Source organism: Sphingomonas sp. AC449 (assembly GCF_979253475.1).
The window spans coordinates 44,612-65,960 of record NZ_CEEDCZ010000012.1 but is presented as its reverse complement, the minus strand read 5'-3'; the positions used below and the strand labels follow the sequence as shown (position 1 = coordinate 65,960).

Annotated in this window: 21 protein-coding genes; 8 read left to right on the top strand and 13 right to left on the bottom strand. The window is 67.9% G+C overall.

The genetic code is table 11. The annotated features are described in order from the left end of the window. Window positions 1-150 precede the first annotated feature (150 nt). Entirely contained in the window at window positions 151-678 is a 528-nt protein-coding gene (locus AC0CH3_RS16035; protein ID WP_354303625.1) for a hypothetical protein, read from the top strand. A 51-nt stretch (window positions 679-729) separates the two neighbouring features. Beyond that, window positions 730-1,578, top strand: a complete 849-nt coding sequence (locus tag AC0CH3_RS16030; protein WP_354303623.1) for an HpcH/HpaI aldolase/citrate lyase family protein — start codon at window positions 730-732, stop codon at window positions 1,576-1,578. 36 nt (window positions 1,579-1,614) lie between these two features. On the opposite strand, the gene AC0CH3_RS16025 is transcribed toward AC0CH3_RS16030, so the two are convergent. The 4 genes from AC0CH3_RS16025 to AC0CH3_RS16010 are packed head-to-tail and all read right to left on the bottom strand — an operon-like array spanning window position 1,615 to window position 5,184. After that, on the bottom strand, window positions 1,615-2,208 hold the full coding sequence (locus AC0CH3_RS16025; RefSeq protein WP_082445869.1) for an ABC-type transport auxiliary lipoprotein family protein: 594 nt from the start codon (window positions 2,206-2,208) through the stop codon (window positions 1,615-1,617). A gap of 8 nt (window positions 2,209-2,216) precedes the next feature. Beyond that, window positions 2,217-3,179, bottom strand: coding sequence for an MlaD family protein (locus tag AC0CH3_RS16020; RefSeq protein WP_056017294.1), 963 nt, complete (start codon window positions 3,177-3,179; stop codon window positions 2,217-2,219). Next, complete coding sequence (locus tag AC0CH3_RS16015; protein ID WP_056017298.1) at window positions 3,179-4,075, bottom strand: ABC transporter ATP-binding protein; 897 nt, start codon at window positions 4,073-4,075, stop codon at window positions 3,179-3,181. The genes AC0CH3_RS16020 and AC0CH3_RS16015 overlap by 1 nt, the downstream gene beginning before the upstream one ends. After that, window positions 4,075-5,184, bottom strand: coding sequence for an ABC transporter permease (locus AC0CH3_RS16010; RefSeq protein WP_056017301.1), 1,110 nt, complete (start codon window positions 5,182-5,184; stop codon window positions 4,075-4,077). Before AC0CH3_RS16010 ends, AC0CH3_RS16015 begins: the two co-directional genes overlap by 1 nt. A 61-nt stretch (window positions 5,185-5,245) precedes the next feature. Between AC0CH3_RS16010 and AC0CH3_RS16005 the strand changes: the two genes are divergently transcribed. Continuing rightward, entirely contained in the window at window positions 5,246-5,923 is a 678-nt protein-coding gene (locus tag AC0CH3_RS16005; RefSeq protein ID WP_354303621.1) for an HAD family hydrolase, read from the top strand. Window positions 5,924-5,943: 20 nt separating this feature from the next. Here AC0CH3_RS16005 and AC0CH3_RS16000 read toward each other — a convergent pair whose 3' ends face one another. The 3 genes from AC0CH3_RS16000 to AC0CH3_RS15990 all read right to left on the bottom strand — a co-directional run bounded on the left by AC0CH3_RS16000 (window position 5,944) and on the right by AC0CH3_RS15990 (window position 11,711). Beyond that, complete coding sequence (locus AC0CH3_RS16000) at window positions 5,944-7,212, bottom strand: DUF445 domain-containing protein (RefSeq protein ID WP_465238057.1); 1,269 nt, start codon at window positions 7,210-7,212, stop codon at window positions 5,944-5,946. A 93-nt stretch (window positions 7,213-7,305) separates the two neighbouring features. Beyond that, entirely contained in the window at window positions 7,306-10,530 is a 3,225-nt protein-coding gene (locus AC0CH3_RS15995; protein WP_354303617.1) for an efflux RND transporter permease subunit, read from the bottom strand. A 5-nt stretch (window positions 10,531-10,535) separates the two neighbouring features. Next, window positions 10,536-11,711 carry an efflux RND transporter periplasmic adaptor subunit gene (locus AC0CH3_RS15990; RefSeq protein ID WP_354303615.1) on the bottom strand — a complete coding sequence of 392 codons (1,176 nt, stop codon included), beginning with the start codon at window positions 11,709-11,711 and terminating at the stop codon, window positions 10,536-10,538. A gap of 216 nt (window positions 11,712-11,927) precedes the next feature. Here AC0CH3_RS15990 and AC0CH3_RS15985 point away from each other — a divergent pair, with 216 nt between their 5' ends. Beyond that, window positions 11,928-12,662 carry an SIMPL domain-containing protein gene (locus AC0CH3_RS15985; protein WP_333995178.1) on the top strand — a complete coding sequence of 245 codons (735 nt, stop codon included), beginning with the start codon at window positions 11,928-11,930 and terminating at the stop codon, window positions 12,660-12,662. 96 nt (window positions 12,663-12,758) lie between these two features. Here the strand turns inward: AC0CH3_RS15985 and AC0CH3_RS15980 are convergent, their stop codons facing one another. The 3 genes from AC0CH3_RS15980 to AC0CH3_RS15970 all read right to left on the bottom strand — a co-directional run bounded on the left by AC0CH3_RS15980 (window position 12,759) and on the right by AC0CH3_RS15970 (window position 13,732). Further along, window positions 12,759-13,016, bottom strand: a complete 258-nt coding sequence (locus tag AC0CH3_RS15980; protein ID WP_056017316.1) for a GlsB/YeaQ/YmgE family stress response membrane protein — start codon at window positions 13,014-13,016, stop codon at window positions 12,759-12,761. Window positions 13,017-13,107: 91 nt separating this feature from the next. Further along, window positions 13,108-13,407, bottom strand: coding sequence for a CtrA inhibitor SciP (gene sciP, locus AC0CH3_RS15975; RefSeq protein ID WP_056017319.1), 300 nt, complete (start codon window positions 13,405-13,407; stop codon window positions 13,108-13,110). Window positions 13,408-13,510: 103 nt separating this feature from the next. Beyond that, the gene (locus AC0CH3_RS15970) at window positions 13,511-13,732 is read right to left on the bottom strand and encodes a hypothetical protein (RefSeq protein ID WP_465238056.1); all 222 of its coding nucleotides are present in this window, start codon (window positions 13,730-13,732) and stop codon (window positions 13,511-13,513) included. A 141-nt stretch (window positions 13,733-13,873) separates the two neighbouring features. Between AC0CH3_RS15970 and mnmA the strand changes: the two genes are divergently transcribed. Next, complete coding sequence (mnmA, locus tag AC0CH3_RS15965) at window positions 13,874-14,992, top strand: tRNA 2-thiouridine(34) synthase MnmA (protein WP_056017325.1); 1,119 nt, start codon at window positions 13,874-13,876, stop codon at window positions 14,990-14,992. A 15-nt stretch (window positions 14,993-15,007) separates the two neighbouring features. Then, complete coding sequence (locus AC0CH3_RS15960; RefSeq protein WP_354303610.1) at window positions 15,008-15,256, top strand: UvrB/UvrC motif-containing protein; 249 nt, start codon at window positions 15,008-15,010, stop codon at window positions 15,254-15,256. 69 nt (window positions 15,257-15,325) lie between these two features. On the opposite strand, the gene AC0CH3_RS15955 is transcribed toward AC0CH3_RS15960, so the two are convergent. From AC0CH3_RS15955 to pdxH, 3 genes are read right to left on the bottom strand one after another with little or no spacing between them, the layout of a single operon-like run. Continuing rightward, window positions 15,326-16,117: a PhzF family phenazine biosynthesis protein gene (locus tag AC0CH3_RS15955; protein ID WP_056017331.1), complete on the bottom strand. Its 792-nt coding sequence runs from the start codon at window positions 16,115-16,117 to the stop codon at window positions 15,326-15,328. Window positions 16,118-16,142: 25 nt separating this feature from the next. Further along, window positions 16,143-17,090 (bottom strand): cation diffusion facilitator family transporter, encoded by a 948-nt coding sequence (locus AC0CH3_RS15950; RefSeq protein ID WP_333995190.1) that lies wholly within the window; start codon window positions 17,088-17,090, stop codon window positions 16,143-16,145. Next, window positions 17,087-17,665: a pyridoxamine 5'-phosphate oxidase gene (gene pdxH, locus AC0CH3_RS15945; protein WP_354303608.1), complete on the bottom strand. Its 579-nt coding sequence runs from the start codon at window positions 17,663-17,665 to the stop codon at window positions 17,087-17,089. The genes AC0CH3_RS15950 and pdxH overlap by 4 nt, the downstream gene beginning before the upstream one ends. 96 nt (window positions 17,666-17,761) lie before the next feature. Between pdxH and ku the strand changes: the two genes are divergently transcribed. After that, window positions 17,762-18,628, top strand: a complete 867-nt coding sequence (ku, locus tag AC0CH3_RS15940) for a non-homologous end joining protein Ku (protein WP_465238055.1) — start codon at window positions 17,762-17,764, stop codon at window positions 18,626-18,628. A gap of 107 nt (window positions 18,629-18,735) precedes the next feature. Then, on the top strand, window positions 18,736-21,279 hold the full coding sequence (gene ligD / locus AC0CH3_RS15935) for a DNA ligase D (RefSeq protein WP_354303606.1): 2,544 nt from the start codon (window positions 18,736-18,738) through the stop codon (window positions 21,277-21,279). The last annotated feature ends 70 nt before the right edge of the window (window positions 21,280-21,349 follow it).

Here is a 21,349-nt window from a genome sequence, read left to right as displayed (position 1 = left end):
CCGGCCTTGCCAAGAGTGTGCATCGCAGTGCAGCATCCGACAATCGGCGTTATGACCAACTTTTCTGATTTGTTTCGGATGTGACATTTTCGATACAATGTCCGGATCGGACCTGCGTTATGCTGACCGTCGATCGGTGCGAGGGGGATCATGACGGACGTTTTTGGCATGGCCACGCTGGCCGCGGTGATGGCGGCGCAGATGGTCGCGCAGACCGAGCCCGCGCCCCAGTCCGACAGGATCGTGGCGGATTTGACGCGCTGCCTCGAGATCGCCGACGACCGCGAGCGGCTCGCGTGCAGCGATGCCGCGGTGCGGACGCTCGTCGGCGCCGTGAAGCGCCGCGACGTGGTGATCCTCGACCGCCGACAGATCACCCGGACGCAGCGCTCGCTGTTCGGCCTGCCCGTCGATGCGGGCGCGCTGCTCGCGACGCCGGCGGCACCCGCCGAGCGGATCGAGGCGCTCGACACGGTGGTCACCGCGGTCGCGCCCGTCGCCGGCGCGCGCTGGACGCTGACGCTCGCCGAGGGCGGCCGGTGGCAGACGATCGCCGCGTGGGACGGCGATCGCGATCCGCGGCCGGGAATGGCGGTATCGCTCCACCGCGCCGCGCTCGGCAGCTACATCCTGCGCAGCCCCGGGCTGCGGAGCATCAAGGTCCGGCGTATTCCCTGAGCGCGCCCCTGCCCTTCGACATGGACGTCGGTTCTGCGTAGGATCGGCGGCATGACCACAGCCCCCTTGCGCCGCCGCAGCGCGCTCTACATGCCCGCGTCCAATCCCCGCGCGATCGCCAAGGCGCGCAGCCTGCCGTGCGACGTCGTCATCCTCGATCTCGAGGATGCGGTGGCACCCGGCGAGAAGGCGGCGGCGCGCGCGACGATGGCGGCCGAATGCCGCGCCGGCGGGTTCGGCGATCGCGCGCTCGTCGTCCGGATCAACGGGCTCGACACGCCCTGGGGCGCCGCGGATGCCGAGGCGGTCGCGGGGCTCGCGCTCGATGCGGTGCTCGTCCCCAAGATCGCATCCGACCGCGATCTCGTCGCGGCACGCGCGGCGGTCGGGCCCGAAGGTCCCGCCTTGTGGGCGATGATCGAGACCTGTGCGGGTATCCTCGCGCTGCCGGGAATCGTCGCCGCCGCGTCGTCCGCGATGCTGACCGCGCTGGTCGCGGGGACGAACGATCTCGCCAAGGAAATGCGCTGCCGTCCGGGCACCGACCGGATGCCGCTGATCCACGCACTCGCGGCAACCGTCACCGCCGCGCGCGCCGCGGGTCTGCTCGCGCTCGATGGCGTCTGCAACGCGCTCGACGATCCAGACCGGCTCGCGCGCGAGGCGTTGCAGGGGGCGACGCTCGGGTTCGACGGCAAGACGCTGATCCACCCGTCGCAGATCGCGGCCGCCAACAGCGCGTTCGGCCCTGCACCGGAGCAGGTCGCCTGGGCGCACCGCGTGGTCGATGCGTTCGCCGACGACGCCAACGCCGCACTTGGCGCGATCCGCCTCGATGGCGCGATGGTCGAACGGCTTCACCTCGAGGAAGCCAGGGCGATCCTCGCGCTGGCCGGATAGCCCCCGCCCGCCGCGCCTAGCCGCGCGGCGAGACGATCAGCCGCGCGGTCGGCCGATCCAGTCCGCGACCTGCGTCGCGACGGTGTTCGCCGCGGTGTTGATCCCCGCGGCCGCCGACGGTGCATCGATCGCCGCGACGGGCACGCGGGCCTCGAAGCGATGCTTTTCGACCGTCTGCATGCCCGCCCGCGTCAGCGCCGCGTCGAACGTCACGACGGCCTCGCGCGTCGTCGCGTCGAGCCCGAAATTGCGCAGTTCGCCACCAAGCTGGGCGCTCGGATCGCCGACGGCCTGGACCGACGACAGCACGACCATCCCCGTGCGCGCCGCCACCGTATCCGACATCAGCCGCGCGAACAGCCGTGCGGGCGGCTCCGCCCATTGCGCGTCCTTGACATAGGCGATCGACGTTGCAGTCGACTGGACCGGAACGCGCGCCGTCGCGAGCGCCTGCGGCACCGTCGGCACCTGCAGCGTGATCGACCGGGCGGTCCCCGAATTCTGGTCCTGCCCGACAGGAACCGACGACGCCGAGGTGAGCGTCAGCAGCGTCGGCGGTGGTGCCGCGCCAAAGCTTATGCAGGCGCTGAGCGGCAATGCCGCGAGGAGGATGAGCAGCGGTGTCTTCATGGCGGTCATCACTTACCCTTGTAATCCGGAAGCTTCTGCTGCCCGACGAGCGAGCCTGCCCCCTGCTGGTCGACACGTTCGGCAACCGACGACAGCGCGGCGGCCGTGGTGCGCAGGTCGTGGACGAGGCGGTTGGCCTCGGGGATCGTCGTCTTCGAGAACGCCTGCAACCCCGGCCGCGCATCGCCGATCGCCGCGTTCAGCGTCTCCGCACTCGTCTGCGCCGACTGGATCGCCTTGTTCAGATTGGCCATTGCGGGCTTCACGTCCTCGGCGAGGACCCCGTTGGTCGTCTGCGCCAGAACGCCGAACTGCTGTGCGGCATCGCCCGCCTGCTGGATCGCCACGCGCGTCTGCGCCAGCGTCGCTGCGATCTCGGGCCCGCGATCCGCCAGCGCATCGGTCAGGCGGTTGGTGTTCTCGAGGATCCCCGCGATCGATGCCTGGTTACGATCGGTGAGCAGCCCGGTCAGCCGCTCGGTCAGCGTCGACAGCCGCTCGAGCAGCTGCGGCGCGGAGTTCAGGATCGCGCCGAGCCCGCCTTGCTTGGTCGGGATGACCGGTACGCCGTACGGACAGGGCTGACCGTTCGAATCGGGGCATCCGATCGCGGGCGCACCCTTGCGCGCGCCATCGAGCGACACCTGGCTGACACCGGTGAACCCGACGCCCGAGATCGACGCGGTCGTGCCCTGCAGCACCGGCACGTCGTCGTTCACGCTGATGCGGACGCGGACGAACGACGGGTCGTTCTTCCACAGCGTGATCCCCTTGACCTGACCCGACGGCACGCCCGAAAACGTGACGGCGGACCCGCGCGCGAGTCCGTCGACCGACTGGCGGAAAAAGATGTCATATTCCTTCTCTTCCGTACCGCCGAGGCGCGCGATCCACACGGTGAACAGCGCGAGCATCGCCAGCAGGATCAGCACGACGGCGCCGACAAGGACGTGGTTAGAACGGGTTTCCATCAGCGCGCCCTTGCTTCTTTCTCGGCATATGTCGCGTCGGCATCATCGGCCGCGGACTGCTTGGACTGGACTTCGGTCGGGTGGGCCTCGGCAACCGCGTCGGCACGCGCGTGCGCCTCCTGCGTCGCGACCGCCGCACGGCCCCGCGGACCCTTGAAATATTCCTCGATCCACGGATGATCGAGTGCGAGCAGTTCGTCGATCGTCCCGACCGCGATCACCTTCTTGTCGGCGAGCACCGCGACGCGGTCACAGATCGCGTACAGCGTATCAAGGTCGTGCGTGATCAGGAACACGGTGAGACCCAGCGTCTTCTGCAGCGACTGCGTCAGCTCGTCGAACGCCGCCGCGCCGATCGGATCGAGGCCTGCGGTCGGCTCGTCGAGGAACAGCAATTCGGGATCGAGCGCGAGCGCGCGGGCAAGCCCTGCGCGCTTCTTCATCCCGCCCGACAGTTCGGCCGGAAACTTGTTCGCGGCATCCGCGGGCAACCCCGTCATTACCACCTTGTACCCGGCAATCTCGGCGAGCAGCGCGGGCGGCAGGTCGGGATAGAATTCGCGCAACGGCACTTCGACATTCTCGGCGACCGTGAGCGTCGAGAACAGCGCACCGCCCTGGAACAGCACGCCCCAACGCTTGCGGATCTCGGTCGCCTCGGTCTCCTCGCGGCCGATATTGGGCTCGCCGAAGACGGTGATCTGCCCCTCGGACGGCGTCTGCAGCCCGATGATCGAGCGCATCAGCACCGACTTGCCGGTACCCGACCCGCCGACCACGCCGAGAATCTCGCCGCGCCTGACGTCGAGGTCGAGCCCTTCATGGATGACCGATTCGCCGAAAGCGTTCTTCAGCCCCTTTACGGAGATGATGATCTCGTCCTTGTCGCGCGCCATCAGTCCCAACCGATCCAGGTAAAGAATACCGCGAAGAACGCGTCGAGGACGATGACCAGGAAGATGCCCTGCACCACCGCCGACGTCGTGCGCAGGCCGACCTGTTCGGCATCCGCCTCGACCTGCATGCCCTGGAAGCACCCTGCCACCGCGATGATCGCGCCGAAGACGGGCGCCTTGATCAGCGCGATGTACAGGTCGGTGATCGGCACGACCTCTCGGATGCGCGCGATGAACGTGACGGGCGGAATCCCGAGCTGGATCCAGCACAGCAACCCGCCGCCGATGATCGCGATCAGCGAGGCATAGAAGGCGAGCAACGGCATCATCACGATCGCCGCCAGCACGCGCGGCAGCACGAGCGCCTCCATCGGCGACACGCCGATCGTCCGCATCGCGTCGATCTCTTCGGTCAACTTCATCGTGCCGAGCTGCGCCGCGAACGCCGACCCCGACCGCCCCGCGACCATGATCGCGGTCATCAGCACGCCGAGTTCGCGCAGCGTCAGCCGCCCGACGAGATTGATCGTGAACACCTCGGCACCGAACTGGCGCAGCTGCACCGCGCCCTGCTGGGCGATGACCACGCCGATCAGGAAGCTCATCAGTCCAACGATGCCGAGCGCGGCGATGCCGACCACCTCGAACCGCTGGACCACCGCGTTGAACCGGAACCGGTGCGGGTGGCGAATGACGCTGCCGAACGCGATCGTCGTCGCGCCGAGAAACGCGAGCAGCCCCATCATCGTCTTGCCGGTCAGCACGACCGCGTCGCCGATCTCGCCGAGCACGCGACTGACCGCGCCGACGGGCTTCGGACGCTCGGTCTGCGGCTGGTCGGATGCCACGACCTGATCGAACAGCTTCTGGTCGTCGGCATCCAGCCCGTCGATCGTCGCGTCGTTGCGCGCCGCAAACCGGTGGACGACCCACGCGCCGATCGTGTCGATCCGCTCGACCCCGCTCAGGTCGACATGCGCGATCTTGGCGGCGTCGACCGCCTCCAGCCGTTCGGGCAATGTCCCAAGCCGGGCAAGAGACAGATCGCCGGTAAAGCGAAGCGTACCGGTCTCGGCACCGTCCTGCTGGAAATCTGCCATCGCACTCATCGCGGCACCTTTGCGGCAAACGGACTGGATCGGCAAGACGAATGCTGTGTAAGCGCGGATAATGACTCAGCTTCTCGCCATCTACGACATGGACAAGACGATCACGCACGCGCCGACCTGGACGCCGTTCCTGATCCATTCCGCCCGCAGCGGCGCGCCGTGGCGGCTCGCGCTCGTTCCCGTCGCCGCGTTCGCCGCGATGGGCTATGTCGCCAGGCTGATGAGTCGCGGACGCCTGAAACAGGTGATGCAGCGGATGATGCTCGGCAAGTCGATGTCGCCCGAGCAGGAACGCCGCGCCGCGACCGCGTTTGCCGACCGGGTGACGAAGGACGGCGTCTTCGCCGCGGCGCTGCGCCAGATCGAGGCCGACCGCGCCGCGGGCTACCGGCTCGTCATGGCGACCGCCTCCTACCGCTTCTACGTCGAGGCGATCGCCGAACGGCTGGGCTTCGACGCGGTCATCGGTACCGAAAGCCTGCGCGATGCAAACGGCCACCTGCTTGCGGGGATCGATGGCGAGAATTGCTACGGCCCCGCCAAGCTCGCGATGATCGAGGCGTGGATGGCGCGCGAGGGAATCGCGCGCGCCGATGCGCATGTCCGCTTCTATTCCGATCACGTCTCGGACGCGCCCACCTTTGCCTGGGCGGACGAGCCGTTCGCGGTGAATGCGCACGGCCCGCTCCGCCTGCTCGCCAGGGCGAAGGGCTGGCCGATGCCCGACTGGGACCGGTAGTCCTCGTCTGACGTCGCCGCCTAAAGCAGCAGATCGATCGTGTGGATCGCGAGCCCGACCAGCCCGCCGACGATCGTCCCGTTGACGCGGATATATTGCAGGTCGCGGCCAACCGCGTTCTCGAGCCGCCGCGTGATCGTGTCGGCATCCCATCCGCGCACCGTCTCGGACACGAGCCGGACGATCCCGTCGCCATAGTCCGCGGCGATCCCGACCACCGCGCGCCGGACGAAGCGGTTGATCGTGTGCGACAGCCGCGGGTCGCGCTGCAACGTCTCGCCGAGCTGGCGCAGGATGTCACCTAGCTTGCCCGCCATCGCGCGTTCGGGGTCACGCGCGATCCCGAGCAGCGCGGCGCGCGCCTGTTCCCACAGGCCATCGAGCCAGCGCTGCATCGCCGGGTTGCCGAGCAGTTCGTTCTTCAGCGTCTCGATCCGCGCGCGCATCGCCGGGTCATGCTGGAGGTCCTCGGCAAACCGCGCGAGCCCTTCCTCGGCGCGGACGCGCAACGGATGGTGCGGGTCCTCCGCCACTTCGCCGAGAAGCTTGTCGAGCCCGTCGATCAGCTTGTTCGCGACCGCCCCGTCCAGCCCGGTCCAGCGCAGGAGCGAGCCGGCGCGGTCGTGCACCATCGCGCGGATGAGATGATCGTTCGCCGCGAGCGCCTGCGCCGCCCAGCGGATCCCTGCATCGAGCAGCGGTGCGTGGCGCCCCTCCGCGATCGACGCCTTGAGCAGTTGGCCGAGGATCGGCGACATCTCCGTCTCGCGCAGCCGCGCACCGATCCCGGCCTTGACCATGCCGCCCAGCCGCGCCGGGTCGAGCCCTTCGAGCACCTGCGCGACGAGCTTCGACGCACCCGACCGGAACCGCCCGCCCGCACCCTCGGGCGGGTCGGTCAGCCAGCGCGCGATCGCCCCCGCGACGTCGAGACGCCGCATCCGCTGCGAGATCACCGCGGGCAGGAGGAAATTGTCGCGGAGGAAGACCGCGAGCGTGTCGCCGATCCGGTCCTTGTTGCGCGGGATGATCGCGGTGTGCGGGATCGGCACGCCAAGCGGATGGCGGAACAACGCGGTCACCGCGAACCAGTCCGCGAGCCCGCCGACCATCGCCGCTTCCGCAAACGCGCGGACGAACCCGACCGCCGGATGCACCGGGCCGATCGCACGGCTGACGAGGAAGACGACCGCCATCGCGACCAGCAGCCCGGTCGCAACGATCCGCATCCGCACCAGCGCAGGATTGACGGCTTCCTGAGCCGGGCGCGCACGGGTGATCGATATCATAGCCGAAACAATCCCCGAGCGCCGGGATAGTTCAAGGCGCGACCGCACCCGCGCAAATCATTCGCCGCAACCGGCGACGGTTCACGTGGCGCGTCACTCGGCGGGCTGGGTACCGCCCTCCCCGTCGGCATAGCCAATCTTGGGCGCTGCCGGCCCGAGCATCGGCCGGTCGGGGCCGGGGATGCCGAGCGGACCCTCGCCATTGTCGCCGGGCCGATAGGTCAGCAGACGCCGGCCCAGCCGCGGTCCGACCGCGCGCTCGATCCCGACCGCGAGACTGAACGCCGCGGGAATGATCAGCAGCGTCAGCAGCGTCGACAGCGCCAGCCCGCCGATCACGACCGTGCCCATCGGCGCACGCGACGACGCATCGCCGCTGATCGACATCGCGGTGGGGACCATGCCCGCGACCATCGCGACCGTCGTCATCACGATCGGCTGCGCCCGCTTGTGTCCGGCATCGATGATCGCGGTGAAGGTGTCGACGCCCTTGCTCATCTCGTCGAGCGCGAAGTCGATCAGCAGGATCGAGTTCTTGGCGACGATCCCGAGCAGCATCAGCAGCCCGATATAGACCGGCATCGAGATCGGTTGCCCCGTGACCCACAAGGCGAGCAGCCCGCCGAGCGGTGCCAGCAGCAGCGACCCCATGTTGACGAACGGCGGCAGCACGCGCCGATACAGCAGCACGAGCACCGCAAAGACGAGGAACGTTCCCGAGACCACCGCCATGATGAAGTTGGTGATCATCTCGGCCTGCCACTTGCTCTGGCCAAGCGTGAGTTCGCTGACACCGACCGGGAGCATCTTCATCGTCGGCAGCGCATGGACCTGCTTCATCGCATCGGAAATCACGACGCCGGGCGCGAGATCGGCGCCGAGCGTGATCTGCCGCTGCTGGTTGACGCGGTCGATCTTGGTCGGCCCCGAGCCCAGCCCGATATCGGCCACCACGTTGAGCGGCACCGAGCCGCCCGATGCGGTCGCGACGGGCAGGTTCTGGATCGTCGACAGGTTCGAGCGCGCAGACTGGTCGAGCGCGACGCGGATCGGGATCTGCCGGTCGGTCAGCGAGAATCGCGCCGAATTCTGGTCGATATCGCCCAGCGTCGCGATCCGGATCGCCGACGACAAGGCTTGCGTCGTCACGCCGAGGCTCGCCGCGAGGTCGAAACGCGGGCGGATGACGATCTCGGGCCGCTGCATGCCCCCCGACACGCGCGGTGCGGTCAGCGACTTGAGCGACCCCATTTCGGCGACGATCTGGTCCGCCGCCTTCTGCAGCTCGGCAGGGTCGCTGCCGCCGAGCACGACGGTCACGTCGCGACCGCTCGACCCCCAGCCCGACTGCGACCGGAACGACACGCGCGCGTCGGGGATCGCGGTCAGCTGCGGCGCGAGGCGACGCTCGAAATCGACCGACTTCTCCTTGCGATCCTTGCTCAGGTTCGCGGTCACGTTGCCGCTGCCGACGCGCGTCCGCGCATAGACGGTCGTCACTTCGGGCTGCTGGCGCAGGATCTCGCTGACGCGCGCGACGACCGCATCGGTCTGCGCGAGCGTGGTGCCGGGCACCATCTCGATCTGCGCGTTCGCATCATCCTCGTCGCGCGTTGGCTGGAACTGCGACGGCAGCACGGTAAACATGAACAGCGTCAGCGCGAACGACACCGCCCCCGCCCCGATCGCCCACATCCGGTGGTCGAGCACGCGGTTGAAGACCTTGCGCAGCCCGCCGCGGGCCCGCCATGCGGCGGCCTTGCGGCTGTCGAGCGTCCAGTGGAGCGTGCGGACATACCAGTCCATCACGCGGCCCTCGCCATGCGTCGCATGACCGAAGGACTTGAGGAAATACGCCGCGATCATCGGCGTCACGAGCCGCGCGACCGCAAGGCTCATCAGCACCGCGGCGACGACGGTCAGCCCGAAATTCTTGAAGAACTGCCCCGCGATACCCGGCATCAGCGCGACCGGCAGGAACACCGCGACGATCGCCATCGTCGTCGCCAGCACGGCAAGGCCGATCTCGTCGGCGGCATCGATCGACGCCTGATAGGCGGATTTGCCCATTCGCATGTGCCGGACGATGTTCTCGATCTCGACGATCGCGTCATCGACGAGCACACCCGCCACCAGGCTGAGCGCGAGCAGCGTCATTCCGTTGAGGTCGAACCCGAGCAGGTCCATGAACCAGAAGGCGGGGATCGCCGACAGCGGGATCGCGAGCGCGGAGATCGCGGTCGCACGCCAGTCGCGCAGGAACAGGAACACGACGATGACCGCGAGCACCGCGCCCTCGATCATCGCATGGATCGCGCTCTCATATTGCGATTCGGTATACTCGGTGCTGGTATAGCGCTGGACGAACTTGACCGACGGATTGCGCTTTTCGAGCTCGCGCAGCTTTTCGACAGCCGCATGATAGATGGTGACGTCCGACGCCCCCTTGGCGCGCTGGAAGTCGAAGGTGATCGCTTGGCGACCGTCGACCGTCGCCCGGCTGCGCTGCTCGGCATACAGGTCGCGGACCTGCGCGATGTCAGCGAGCCGCACGGTGCGGCCATTGCCGACGCTGATCTGCGTCTGTGCGAGATCGGCCGCGTTGCGTGCGTTGCCCAGCACGCGGATCGATTGCTCGGACCCCGCGATTTCCGCGCGGCCGCCCGCGGCGTTCAGGTTCACCAGCCGCAACTGCGCGTTGACCTGGCTCGCGGTCAGCCCCTGGCTCTGCAGCTTGAGCGGGTCGAGGATCACGCGGATCTCGCGGCTGACGCCGCCGTTGCGGCTGATCGTCGCCATCCCGGGAATCGACAGCAGCTCCTTGGTCACCGTGTCGTCGATGTACCAGGACAGCTGCTCGACCGTCATGCTCGTGGTGATCGCGGCAAAGCTCGCAATGTCGTTGCCGCTGGTGTTCGCGCGGTAGACCTGCGGCTCGAGGATGCCGTCGGGCAAATCGCTGCGGATCTGCGCGATCGCGTCGCGGACGTCGTTCACCGCGCGATCGATCGGCGTACCGATCGTCAGCTGGATGATCGTCTCCGAATTGCCCTCGGTGACGGTCGAATTGATCTCGTCGATACCCTGGAGCGATCGCACCGCCGCCTCGACGCGCTGCGTGACCTGCGTCTCCATCTCGGTCGGTGCCGCACCCGGCTGGTTGACGACGACGATCGCGATCGGGAAGTCGATGTCGGGATCGCGGTTGACGTCCATCCGCATGAAGCTGACGACGCCTGCAAGCATCAGGGCCAAGAAGAGCACGATCGGCGGAACCGGATTGCGGATCGACCAGGCCGAGATGTTGCGGAAGTTCATGGCTGTCAGCTCGCCTTCTTCGTGATCGGCTTCACCGTCTGTCCGGGCGTCAGGAACCCGCCCGCAGACTGTACCACGCGCTCGGTGCCGTCGAGTCCGCCGATGATCGTCACGCCCGCATCGGACACCTGCCCGATCTTGACGTCGCGCCGGACCACCTTGTTCTGCGCATCGGCGATATAGACGTAATTGCCCTTCTCGTCGCTCTGCAGCGCGGAGTCGGGAAGCAGCGGCGCCTGCGTCGCGCCGCCCACGATCGTCGCCGCGGCGAACCCGCCGGGGCGCAGGCCCGGGTCATATTTGACCGCGATCCGCGCGATCCCCTGACGCGTCTGCGAATCGATCACCGGCGCGACCTGCCACACCTCGCCGGGATAGCGCTGCGTCGTGCCGACCGGGACCACCGTGGCGCGTGCGCCGACGTGGAGCCCGGCGAGATCCGCTTCGCTCAGCTGCGCGCGCATCTCCATCTGCCCCCCCATCGCCATCCGGAACAGCACGCCCGCCGACGGCCCGACGATCTGCCCGGGCTCGACGCCGCGGGTCAGCACCAGCCCCGCCGCGGGCGCGCGGATGTCGAGCCGCCCGTTGCGCGCACGCGCCTCGCCGAGCGAGGCCTGCGCCACCTTGACGCGCGCCGCCGCGGCATCGCGCGTCGCCGCCTTGCGCTGCAGGTCGGCCTTCGAGATGAAGCCGCGATCGACGAGCTGCCGCGCCCGATCGAGTTCCGCCTGCGCGATCGTCTCGTCGGAGCGCGCGACCGATACCGACGCAGCGAGCGAGGCCGCGGCCTCGGTCTGGACCGAGCGATCGACCGTCGCGAGTACCTGCCCCGCGGCGACCCACTGGCCGGGCTCGACCAGCACGCGCGTGATCATCCCGCCCTCGCCCGCGACGCCGACCGGCATCTCGCGCCGCGCCGCGAGCGTTCCCGTTGCCGAGATCACGCGGTCGACGGTCTTGCGGCCCGGCACGACGACCGTCACCGAGGGCAGCTGCGGCGCCGCTGCAGCGGTCGCGGCGCCCTTCTTGCCCGGTCCGAACGCGAACCAAGCGCCGGCGATCGCCGCGAGGATGACGATCAGCGCGATGATGACGTTGCGACGCGTGTGCGACGGTGTCGTATAGTCCGGCAACATCGGTTGCGGGTCGTCACCGATCACCTTGGTCTCGTAATTCATGCGCGCACAATCCCCGTCCCGACCCGATCCGTTAGGACCGAACATCCGCTGTATTATCTGAATAGGTCACCACGCTCAACCCCCGCCAAGCATGCCGCGATTCGGACGCAGGCATGCCCAGAAACCAACCTGTCCGCAAGCTGCACGCGGCGTTCAGCCTGCGTTGACCGATCCGGCCCCATGCGGGCAATGCGTGTTGCTTCAGGGAGATACCGAATGATCAAGATTGCCATGCTCGCCGCGGCTTCGCTCGCTGCGACCGCTGCCGGCGCGACGGCGGCCAACGCGCAGACGCCGGTGACCGTCGAGCCGATGATCCCGGCGGCGGGTACGGTGCTCGATGTCAGTGCCGAGGGGCGAACGACTCGCGTTCCCGACGTCGCGACGATTCGCGCCGGCGTCGTGTCGCAGGCGGCCACCGCCGCCGCCGCGCTGTCGGACAATGCGCAGCGCATGAACCGCGTGCTCGCGGCGCTCAAGAAGGCCGGCGTCGCCCCGCGCGACATCGCCACCGCGAGCGTCGGCCTGTCGCCGCAATATCGCTATGCCGAGAACCAGCCGCCCGTGATCACCGGCTATCAGGCGACCAACAGCGTATCGGTCCGCTTCCGCGACGTGGCGAAGTCGGGCGTCATCCTCGATGCGCTGGTCGGCGAGGGAGCAAACCAGATCGACGGCCCCAATCTCTCGATCGATCAGCCCGATGCCGCGCTCGACGAGGCGCGTGCCGACGCGGTCAAGCGCGCGCGTGCGCGTGCCGAGCTCTATGCGCGCGCCGCTGGCATGCGCGTCACGCGGATCGTCTCGATCACCGAGAATGGCGAGAATGCCGGGTCGCCCAACCCGCCGATGCTGATGGCACGCGCGTCGATGGCCAAGGACAGCACGCAGATCGTCGCGGGCGAGAAGGACGTCACCGTCAACGTCTCGGTCCGCTTCCTGCTCAACTGAGCCGTCAGGCGGACCCCGCGATCGACGTCCCATGCAAAAGGGCCGCCCGGTTTCCCGGACGGCCCTTTCTTTTCGCGTGACGAATGCGAAGGTGTTTTAGCGAACGCTGCCGCGGCGAACGAGGTTCACGATCGCGAGCAGGACGATGGCACCCAGCAGCGACACGATGAACGAGGTCAGCGTGAGCGGTGCGTTGTTGATCGAACCACCCGAGAGGATCAGCCCGCCGATAAAGGCACCCACGATGCCAACGACGATGTTCAGGAAAATACCCTGCTGCGCGTCAGTGCGCATGATCATGCTGGCGATCCAGCCGATGACGCCGCCGATGATCAGCCAAAGAATAAGACCCATTTTAACTTCCTCCGTTGATCCCGTAGCCGGGCGATGGCGGAAAGACGTGCGAAGACCGATATTTGTTCCGCTCGCGTTTTGAGTTTAGGTCTCAGTATTTCTGCTGGCGCTCGTACAGCGTTTTATAGTGCTGAATCCGCGTGACGCGCAGCCCCGGCATCCCCGACCGGTCGATCGCGCGCTGCCAGCCGGCGAATTCCTCGACCGTCAGGCCATAGCGGTCGCAGACCTCGTCGACCGACAACAGGCCGCCGTTCACCGCGGCGACGACCTCGGCCTTGCGCCGCACGACCCACCGCGTCGTGCTCGGCGGCGGCAGCGAGTCGATCGTCAACTGCTCGCCGAGCGGCCCGATGACCTTGGCAGGACGGATCTTCTGGTTCTCGATCATTTGCAACCTCTGATCGGGGCGTCGGGCCCCTTCTCAACATTCGTAGACGGCGTGTAAGCGCAGGGCTTGAAGAACGATTGAAGCGCCACGGTAAACGACCCCTTCATTCACGTTTCCAGTTGGCGAGCGCGTTTGCCATCGGCCCGTTGAACGCGCCGTGGACGGGCGCGAACAGCTTGGGATCGACCGCGACGCGGGCAAAGCCGGCCTGCGCCACCGCCGTCGGGCTCGCCGCCTGCCGCGCGGCAACCCCCACGATCAGGAGCGCGAGATCGCCCGGTAATACGGTGACCTCTGTCTCTCGATCAAAACGGGGGAAGCTCAAATCCAACGCAAAACTCGCATAACCATCCGGTAGAGACTGGGGTTTAGCGCAGAGGGGTGAAATCTAAGTAAAGCTCGCGCGGCCGTTCGGTCGTCCGTCGTATTTTTTGCAACGGCTCGCCGCAAAGCCTATGATCGGCCGATGGAACAGTCGGATTTTCAATTGGGTGGCACCGCGCCCGGGTCGCTGCGCGGGCGTCGGATCGTCGTCGCGATGTCGGGCGGTGTCGACAGCTCGGTGGTCGCGGCACTCGCGCACGAGACGGGCGCCGAGACCATCGGCGTCACGCTCCAGCTCTATGATCACGGCGAGGCGATCGGCCGCGCGGGCTCATGCTGCGCGGGCCGCGACATTCGCGACGCGCGCGCGGTCTGCGACCGGCTGGGCATCGCGCATTATGTCTTCGACCATGAAACCAGCTTCCGCGAACAGGTCGTCGACCGGTTCGCGGACGAATATCTCGCGGGCCGCACGCCGATTCCCTGCGTCCAGTGCAACATGGGGCCGAAATTCACCGACCTGCTGAAGCTCGCGCGCGATCTCGGCGCGGATTGCCTCGCCACCGGGCATTATGTCCGCCGGGTCGAGGGTGCGGATGGCGCCGAACTTCACCGCGGCGCGGATCCCGCGCGCGACCAGAGCTATTTCCTGTTCGCGACGACGCAGGCGCAGCTCGACTATCTGCGCTTCCCGCTTGGCGGCCTGCCCAAGGCCCGCGTCCGCGAGATCGCCGCGGAGCTCGGTCTCGGCGTCGCGGCCAAGCCCGACAGCCAGGATATCTGCTTCGTCCCCGATGGCGATTACGCGAGTCTGGTGAAGAAGCTGCGCCCCGAGGCGGATACCGCGGGCGACATCGTCGACCTGCGCGGCGCCAAGCTTGGCGAGCATCGCGGGCTGATCCACTTCACCGTCGGCCAGCGTCGCGGGCTCGAGATCGGCGGCAGCCCCGAACCGCTCTACGTCGTGCGCGTCGAACCGGAGACCCGGCGCGTGATCGTCGGTCCGCGCCGCGCGCTCGCGGTCGAGGCGGCACGGCTGACCGACATCAACTGGCTCGGCGGCGATTTCACCGGGCCGCTGACCGCCAAGGTCCGATCGATGGCCAAGCCGGTGCCCGCGCGGCTCGTCGACGACCGGATCGTGTTCGACGCCCCCGAATACGGCGTCGCGCCGGGCCAGGCGGCGGTGCTCTATGCGGGCGAGCGCGTGCTCGGCGGCGGCTGGATCGCGCAGACCGAGGCGGCACTCGCAGCCGCCTGACGCGTTGGGGGCGGCATGGATATCGAAGCCCTCCGCCGCCAGATGGAAGCCGCCGCCGCCGCGATGGACTTCGAGACCGCCGGGCGTCTGCGCGACCAGATCAGCGTGTTGCGCGGCGGCGGCGAGGTAGCCGACACGACGGGCCTGACGCGCCAGCAGCCCGGCGCGATGGGACTCGGCACCAGCCAGCAGCGCATGACCCCGCCCCCCGGCTGGGTGAAGCCGAAAAAGCCCGATCCGATGACCAAGGGGCGCAAGCGCTAGTCTTAATCCCGCCCTGTTTCTTCCGTCACCCTGACGAAAGTCAGGATGACGGGGTGTTTTGGTGGGCAATCACGGCAGCAGAAACGTGCCCTCGATCACCGTCACGCATGCGCCGCCAAGCACCACCCGCTCGTCGACGAGCCGGCACGACAGCTTCCCGCCGCGCGCGCTCGCCTGGAAGGCCGAGAACCGGTCGCCGAGCGTCTCCGCCCAATAGGGCACCATGACCGCATGCGCGGATCCCGTCACCGGATCCTCGTCGATCGCATAATAGGGCGTGAAGACGCGGCTGACGATATCGGTCGCACGACCGCGTGCCGCGACGATCGCGACGATCGGGAATGCCGACAGCGCGACGAAGTCGGGGGTGAGGTCGCGGACGATGTCCTCGTCGCCAACGACGACCAGCGCATAGCCCTTTTCATGCCAGAGCGTCTCGACCGGATCGGTGATGCGCAGCGCGGCGACGATCTCGGGCATGTCCTTCGGGGTCGGCTTCCACGCGGGCAGTTCGAGCGTATAGCCGCGATCGGCGCACGCAACCTCGAGCACCCCGGCCTGCCGCGTCCGGAACCGGACGCGGTCGCGCGCGGTATCCGACGACAACACGAAATGCCCGCTCGCCAGCGTCGCATGGCCGCACAGCGCGACCTCGGCCGCCGGCGTGAACCAGCGCAGGTCGAAATCGACCTCGCCATCGTCCGACGCGACGATGAACGCGGTCTCGCTCAGATTGTTCTCCTGCGCGATCTTGAGCAGCACGTCGTCGGGCAGCCACGCCGACAACGGCATCACCCCCGCCGGGTTGCCGCCGAACGGCGTGTCGGTGAACGCATCGATCTGCGCAAAGGGTATTCTCATGACGGGATCCTCGTGCGGGTGGCGTTCAGACGCGCTTGCCGAACCAGTGCGGCGTGACATCCGCCTCGACCAGCGGATTGTCGGTATCGACATGCCCCTCGGGATCGAGATGGATCAGCACCTCGACCTTCGGGAAGGCGGTGCGCAGGTTGCGCTCGACCGCCTCGACGATGTCGTGCGCATGCGCCACCGTCAGGTCGCGCGCGACCTCCATGTGGAACTGCGCGAAGTCATGGCTGCCCGACCGCCGCGTGCGGAAATCGTGGATCCCGCGGATGCCGGGCTGGCGTGCGGCGACGTCGAGGAACTGCGCGCGCAGATCCTCGGGCCATTCCTTGTCCATCAGCTGGTCGATCGCGTTCGACGATGCCTGGAACGCACCCCAGGCGAGCCACAACGCGATGACGATCCCGAAGATCGGATCCGCGCCGCTCCACCCGACATATTGGTCGAGCACCAGCGCGACGATCACCGATCCGTTGAGCAGCACGTCCGACTGGTAATGGACGTTGTCCGCCAGGATCGCCACCGAGCCCGTCTGGCGGATGATCTTGCGCTGATAGGCGAGCAGGAACACCGTCGCGACGATCGCGATGACCGAGACGCCGATCCCGAAATCGGCGCCCGTGGTCGGCTGCGGATCGCTGAACGCCAGGATCGCGCGCCACGCGATGCCCGCCGCCGACGCGGTGATCAGCATGACCTGGAACAGCGCCGCGAGCGCCTCCGCCTTGCCGTGACCGAAGCGGTGGTCATGATCCGCCGGCGTCGCCGCGAGCCGCACGCCGTACAGCGTCACCAGCGACGCGAGCAGGTCGAGCGCGGTATCGGCAAGCGAGCCGAGCATCGCCACCGACCCCGTCGTCCAGGCGGCAAACGCTTTGAGCAGCAGCAGGAAACACGCCATCGCCACGCTGGCGAGCGCAGCGCGTGTCGCGAGCGGTATCACCCGGCGACGTTCGTCCTGAGTCATGGGAACAGCAGTCCTTCGTTCCAGCTATCCTTGTCGCGCACGAAAAGCCGGCGCTCGTGCAGGCGGTGCGCGCGATCCTGCCAGAATTCGATCCGGCTTGGCACGACGCGGTATCCGCCCCAATGCGGCGGGCGCGGCACGTCGCCGCCCTCGAACCGCGCCGCCACGTCGGCAAAGCGCGCCTCGAACGTCTCGCGGCTGTCGAGCGGGCGCGACTGGTCCGAGGCCCAGGCGCCCAGCTGCGAATCGCGCCCGCGCGACGCGAAATAGGCGTCCGACTCGGCATCGCTCGCCAGCATCACCGCCCCCTCGATCCGCACCTGACGGCGCAGCGACTTCCAGTGGAACAGCAGCGCGGCCTGCGGATTGGCGGCAAGATCGCCCGCCTTGCGGCTTTCGCGGTTCGAATAGATCACGAATCCGTCGGGTCCGTGCCCTTTCAGAAGCACCATCCGCACCGACGGTCGCCCGTCGGAATCCGCGGTCGCGAGCGCGACGGCATTGGGGTCGTTCGGTTCCGACTCCCTGGCCTGTGCATACCAGGTGTCGAACAGCATGAAGGGATCGTCAGACATGCCCGCGCCATAGCGGGGTTTGACGGCCAGCGAAACTTTGGAACGACTCGCGCGCGTCGATGTTTGAATCGGTTCCGGAACGAAGGAACAGACACCGTGGCAGCGCGCGCATACTGGCAGGGACAGATCCGGCTCGCGCTGGTCTCGATCCCCGTCGAGATCTACTCCGCCACCAAGTCGGGCGCGGCGGTATCGTTCAAGCAGATCCATGAGCCGTCGGGGCAGCCGATCCACTATGACAAGGTCGTCACCGGCGTCGGCCCGGTCGATGCCGACGAGATCATGAAGGGCTATGAGGTCTCGAAGGGCGAATATGTCCTGCTCGAGCAGGACGAGATCGACGCGGTGAAGCTCGAGTCGAAGAAGACGCTCGAACTCACGCAGTTCGTCGACGCGAGCGAGATCGACGTGCTCTATTACGAGAAGCCCTATTTCGTCGTCCCCGCCGACGACCTCGCCGAGGAGGCCTTCATCGTCCTGCGCGAAGCGCTGCGCCGGACGAAGAAGGTCGGGCTCGGCCAGCTCGCGATGCGCGGCCGCGAATATGTCGTCAGCCTCAAGCCGTGCGGGCGCGGCCTGGTGCTCGAGACGCTGCGCTACGCCGACGAGGTGCACAAGGCGCAGGGCTATTTCCGCGACATCTCCGACGACAAGCCCTCCGAGGAGCTGCTCGAACTCGCCGAGGCGCTGATCGTCAAGCGCAGCGGCGACTTCCACCCGCAGGAATTCCACGACCGCTATGTCGACGCGCTGAAGGACCTGATCGAACGCAAGCGCAAGGCGAACGGCAAGACGATCATCGAGGACAAGGACACCGGCGAGCGCAAGGGCTCGAACGTCGTCAACCTGATGGCCGCGCTGAAGAAATCGATGGCGGCGAAGGAACCGGCGAAGGCTGAAGAGAAGAAGGCCCCGGCCAAGAAGACGCCCGCCAAGCGCGCCCCGGCGAAAAAACGTGCCTGAACACCGCATCGTCATCCCAGCGAACGCTGGGATCTCCCCGTTACCGCCCACCCCCCTGCCGCACGCGATCCCAGCGTTCGCTGGGATGACGGTATCGGCGGCACGTTGTGACTGACACCCCCGACCCACTCGCCCGCTACAACGCCAAGCGGGACTTCGCGAAGACCGCCGAACCCGCGGGCACGCTGGCGCCGGGCAACGGCAACAGCTTCATGGTGCAGAAGCACGACGCCACCCGGCTGCACTGGGACCTCCGCCTCGAGATCGACGGCGTGCTCAAGAGCTGGGCGGTCACGCGCGGCCCCAGCCTCGACCCGAACGAAAAGCGCCTCGCGGTGCGCACCGAGGATCATCCGCTGAGCTACGCGACGTTCGAGGGGACGATTCCGGCGGGCGAATATGGCGGCGGCACGGTGATGCTGTGGGACCTCGGCAGCTGGTCGCCGATCAAGGGCAAGTCCGCCAGCGATCTCGACAAGGGCCATCTCCACTTCGTCCTCGACGGCGAACGGATGAAGGGCGAATGGCTGCTCATCCGCCTCAAGCCCCGCGCGAAGGAAAAGCGCGAGAACTGGCTGTTGCGCAAGATCGACGACGCTGCCGCAGGCGGCACCGACACGCTGGTCGACGAGGCGCTCACCAGCGTCTCCACCGGCCGCACGATGGCGGAGATCGCGGAAGGGAAGCGCGTCACCAAATCAAAACGCCCCCCTCCCCCGTCATCCCAGCGAAAGCTGGGATCTCTCGCGGCCAGCACGCGACACGAGCCGCGAAAGACCCCAGCTTCCGCTGGGGTGACGAAGGCGGCAAAATCGGCGGCGACGAAATCCAGGACCGCCGCGCTCCCCGATTTCCGCGACCCCCAGCTCTGCACGCTCGTCGACGCCGTCCCGACCGGCTCGGCCTGGCTGCACGAGGTCAAATATGACGGCTACCGCGCGCTCGTCGCGGTCGCGAACGGCACGGCCAGGGTGTTCACGCGCACCGGGCTCGACTGGACCGACAAGTTCGCCGGAATCGCCGCCGCCGCCGCGACGCTGCCCGTCCGGTCCGCGCTGATCGACGGCGAGATCGTCGCGTACAAGAACGGCCATCCCGACTTCTCGACGCTGAAGGACGCGATCTCGAGCGGCGGCGACATGACATTGTTCGCGTTCGACCTGCTCGAGCTCGACGGCGAGGACCTGACCGACCTGTCCAATCTCGACCGCAAGGCTCGGCTCGAACCGCTGATCCCGGGCGACGACGACCGGCTGCGCTATTCGGACCATGTCGTCGGCGCGGGCGAGCAGTTGTTCGAAACCATGTGCCGCGAGAGGCTTGAGGGCATCGTCTCGAAACGCGCCGACGCGCCCTATGCGGGCAAGCGGACCAAGGCGTGGCTCAAGGTCAAGTGCACGCACCAGCAGGAATTCGTGATCGTCGGCTGGCTGCCCTCCGACAAGAAACGCGGGTTCAAGTCGCTGCTGCTCGGCGTGCGCGACGGCAAGGGCTATCGCTATGCGGGCAAGGTCGGCACGGGCTTCGACCAGGCGCTGATGACCGAGCTGCGCGACCGGCTGGACGCGCTCGACCGCAAGACGCCGACGGTCGACGCTCCGAAGGCCGCGGTCCGCGGCGCGCACTGGGTTACGCCCAGACTCGTCGCGGAGATCGCGTTCGCCGAGACCACCCCCGACGGCGTGCTGCGCCATTCGAGCTTCATCGGCTTGCGCGAGGACAAGGCGGCGAGGGACGTCGTCGCCGAGACGCCGGCGCCGGTCCCGGATGCCCCCGACACGGTCCCCGCGACGCGGATCACCGTCACCAGCCGCGACCGCATCCTGTTCGACGAGTCGGACGTCACCAAGGGCGATCTCGCCGATTATTATGCCGCGGTATCGGGCATCATGCTGCCCTTCGCGGGCCGCCGCCCGATCAGCCTCGTCCGCTGCCCGCAAGGCCGGTCGCGCGCCTGCTTCTTCCAGAAGCACGACGCGGGCAGCTTCGGCGATGCGGTCCACCAGGTGCCGATCCGCGAGAAGGACGGATCGACCGAAGACTATCTGTATGTCGACGACGCCGACGGTCTTGTCGCGTGCGTCCAGATGGGAACGATCGAGTTTCATGGCTGGGGATCCTCGGTCGCGGCGCTGGAAAAGCCCGACCGGCTGGTCTTCGACCTCGACCCCGACGAGGGACTCGCGTTTTCGGATACGAAAGCGGCGGCGGAGCATCTCAAGACGCAGCTTGCCGAGCTCGGCCTCGTCAGCTTTCCGCTGCTGTCGGGTGGCAAGGGGGTCCATGTCGTCGTACCGCTCACGCCCGACGCCGAATGGCCCGCGGTCAAGGACTTCGCCGACCGGTTCGCGCGCGCGCTCGCCGGCGCCGAGCCCGACCGCTTCGTCGCGACGATGGCCAAGGCCAGGCGCAAGGGCCGGATCTTCATCGACTGGCTGCGCAACCAGCGCGGCGCCACCGCGGTGATGCCCTATTCCGCACGGGCGAGGGCCGGCGCACCCGTCGCGGCGCCCGTGTCGTGGACCGAACTGCGCGACATCGACACCGCCGCGCGCTGGGGCGTGCGCGACGTCGACGAGCTCATCGCGCGGGTCAATTCGCGCGCGCTCAAGGGATGGGGCGTCGCGGACCAGGTGCTGCCCGATCTTTGAAACCACCGCCCCTCCCTTGAGCGTGCGGCTATCTCCCCGGCCGGACCGCTGGCGGTGCAATGCGTGGCGC

Bases quoted from the DNA above. Each gene is read 5' to 3' on its own strand.
- AC0CH3_RS16035 (WP_354303625.1), top strand. From the start codon at position 151: ATGACGGACGTTTTTGGCATGGCCACGCTGGCCGCGGTGATGGCGGCG.
- AC0CH3_RS16030 (WP_354303623.1), top strand. From the start codon at position 730: ATGACCACAGCCCCCTTGCGCCGCCGCAGCGCGCTCTACATGCCCGCG.
- AC0CH3_RS16025 (WP_082445869.1), bottom strand. From the start codon at position 2,208: ATGAAGACACCGCTGCTCATCCTCCTCGCGGCATTGCCGCTCAGCGCC.
- AC0CH3_RS16020 (WP_056017294.1), bottom strand. From the start codon at position 3,179: ATGGAAACCCGTTCTAACCACGTCCTTGTCGGCGCCGTCGTGCTGATC.
- AC0CH3_RS16015 (WP_056017298.1), bottom strand. From the start codon at position 4,075: ATGGCGCGCGACAAGGACGAGATCATCATCTCCGTAAAGGGGCTGAAG.
- AC0CH3_RS16010 (WP_056017301.1), bottom strand. From the start codon at position 5,184: ATGAGTGCGATGGCAGATTTCCAGCAGGACGGTGCCGAGACCGGTACG.
- AC0CH3_RS16005 (WP_354303621.1), top strand. From the start codon at position 5,246: ATGACTCAGCTTCTCGCCATCTACGACATGGACAAGACGATCACGCAC.
- AC0CH3_RS16000 (WP_465238057.1), bottom strand. From the start codon at position 7,212: ATGATATCGATCACCCGTGCGCGCCCGGCTCAGGAAGCCGTCAATCCT.
- AC0CH3_RS15995 (WP_354303617.1), bottom strand. From the start codon at position 10,530: ATGAACTTCCGCAACATCTCGGCCTGGTCGATCCGCAATCCGGTTCCG.
- AC0CH3_RS15990 (WP_354303615.1), bottom strand. From the start codon at position 11,711: ATGAATTACGAGACCAAGGTGATCGGTGACGACCCGCAACCGATGTTG.
- AC0CH3_RS15985 (WP_333995178.1), top strand. From the start codon at position 11,928: ATGATCAAGATTGCCATGCTCGCCGCGGCTTCGCTCGCTGCGACCGCT.
- AC0CH3_RS15980 (WP_056017316.1), bottom strand. From the start codon at position 13,016: ATGGGTCTTATTCTTTGGCTGATCATCGGCGGCGTCATCGGCTGGATC.
- sciP (WP_056017319.1), bottom strand. From the start codon at position 13,407: ATGATCGAGAACCAGAAGATCCGTCCTGCCAAGGTCATCGGGCCGCTC.
- mnmA (WP_056017325.1), top strand. From the start codon at position 13,874: ATGGAACAGTCGGATTTTCAATTGGGTGGCACCGCGCCCGGGTCGCTG.
- AC0CH3_RS15960 (WP_354303610.1), top strand. From the start codon at position 15,008: ATGGATATCGAAGCCCTCCGCCGCCAGATGGAAGCCGCCGCCGCCGCG.
- AC0CH3_RS15955 (WP_056017331.1), bottom strand. From the start codon at position 16,117: ATGAGAATACCCTTTGCGCAGATCGATGCGTTCACCGACACGCCGTTC.
- AC0CH3_RS15950 (WP_333995190.1), bottom strand. From the start codon at position 17,090: ATGACTCAGGACGAACGTCGCCGGGTGATACCGCTCGCGACACGCGCT.
- pdxH (WP_354303608.1), bottom strand. From the start codon at position 17,665: ATGTCTGACGATCCCTTCATGCTGTTCGACACCTGGTATGCACAGGCC.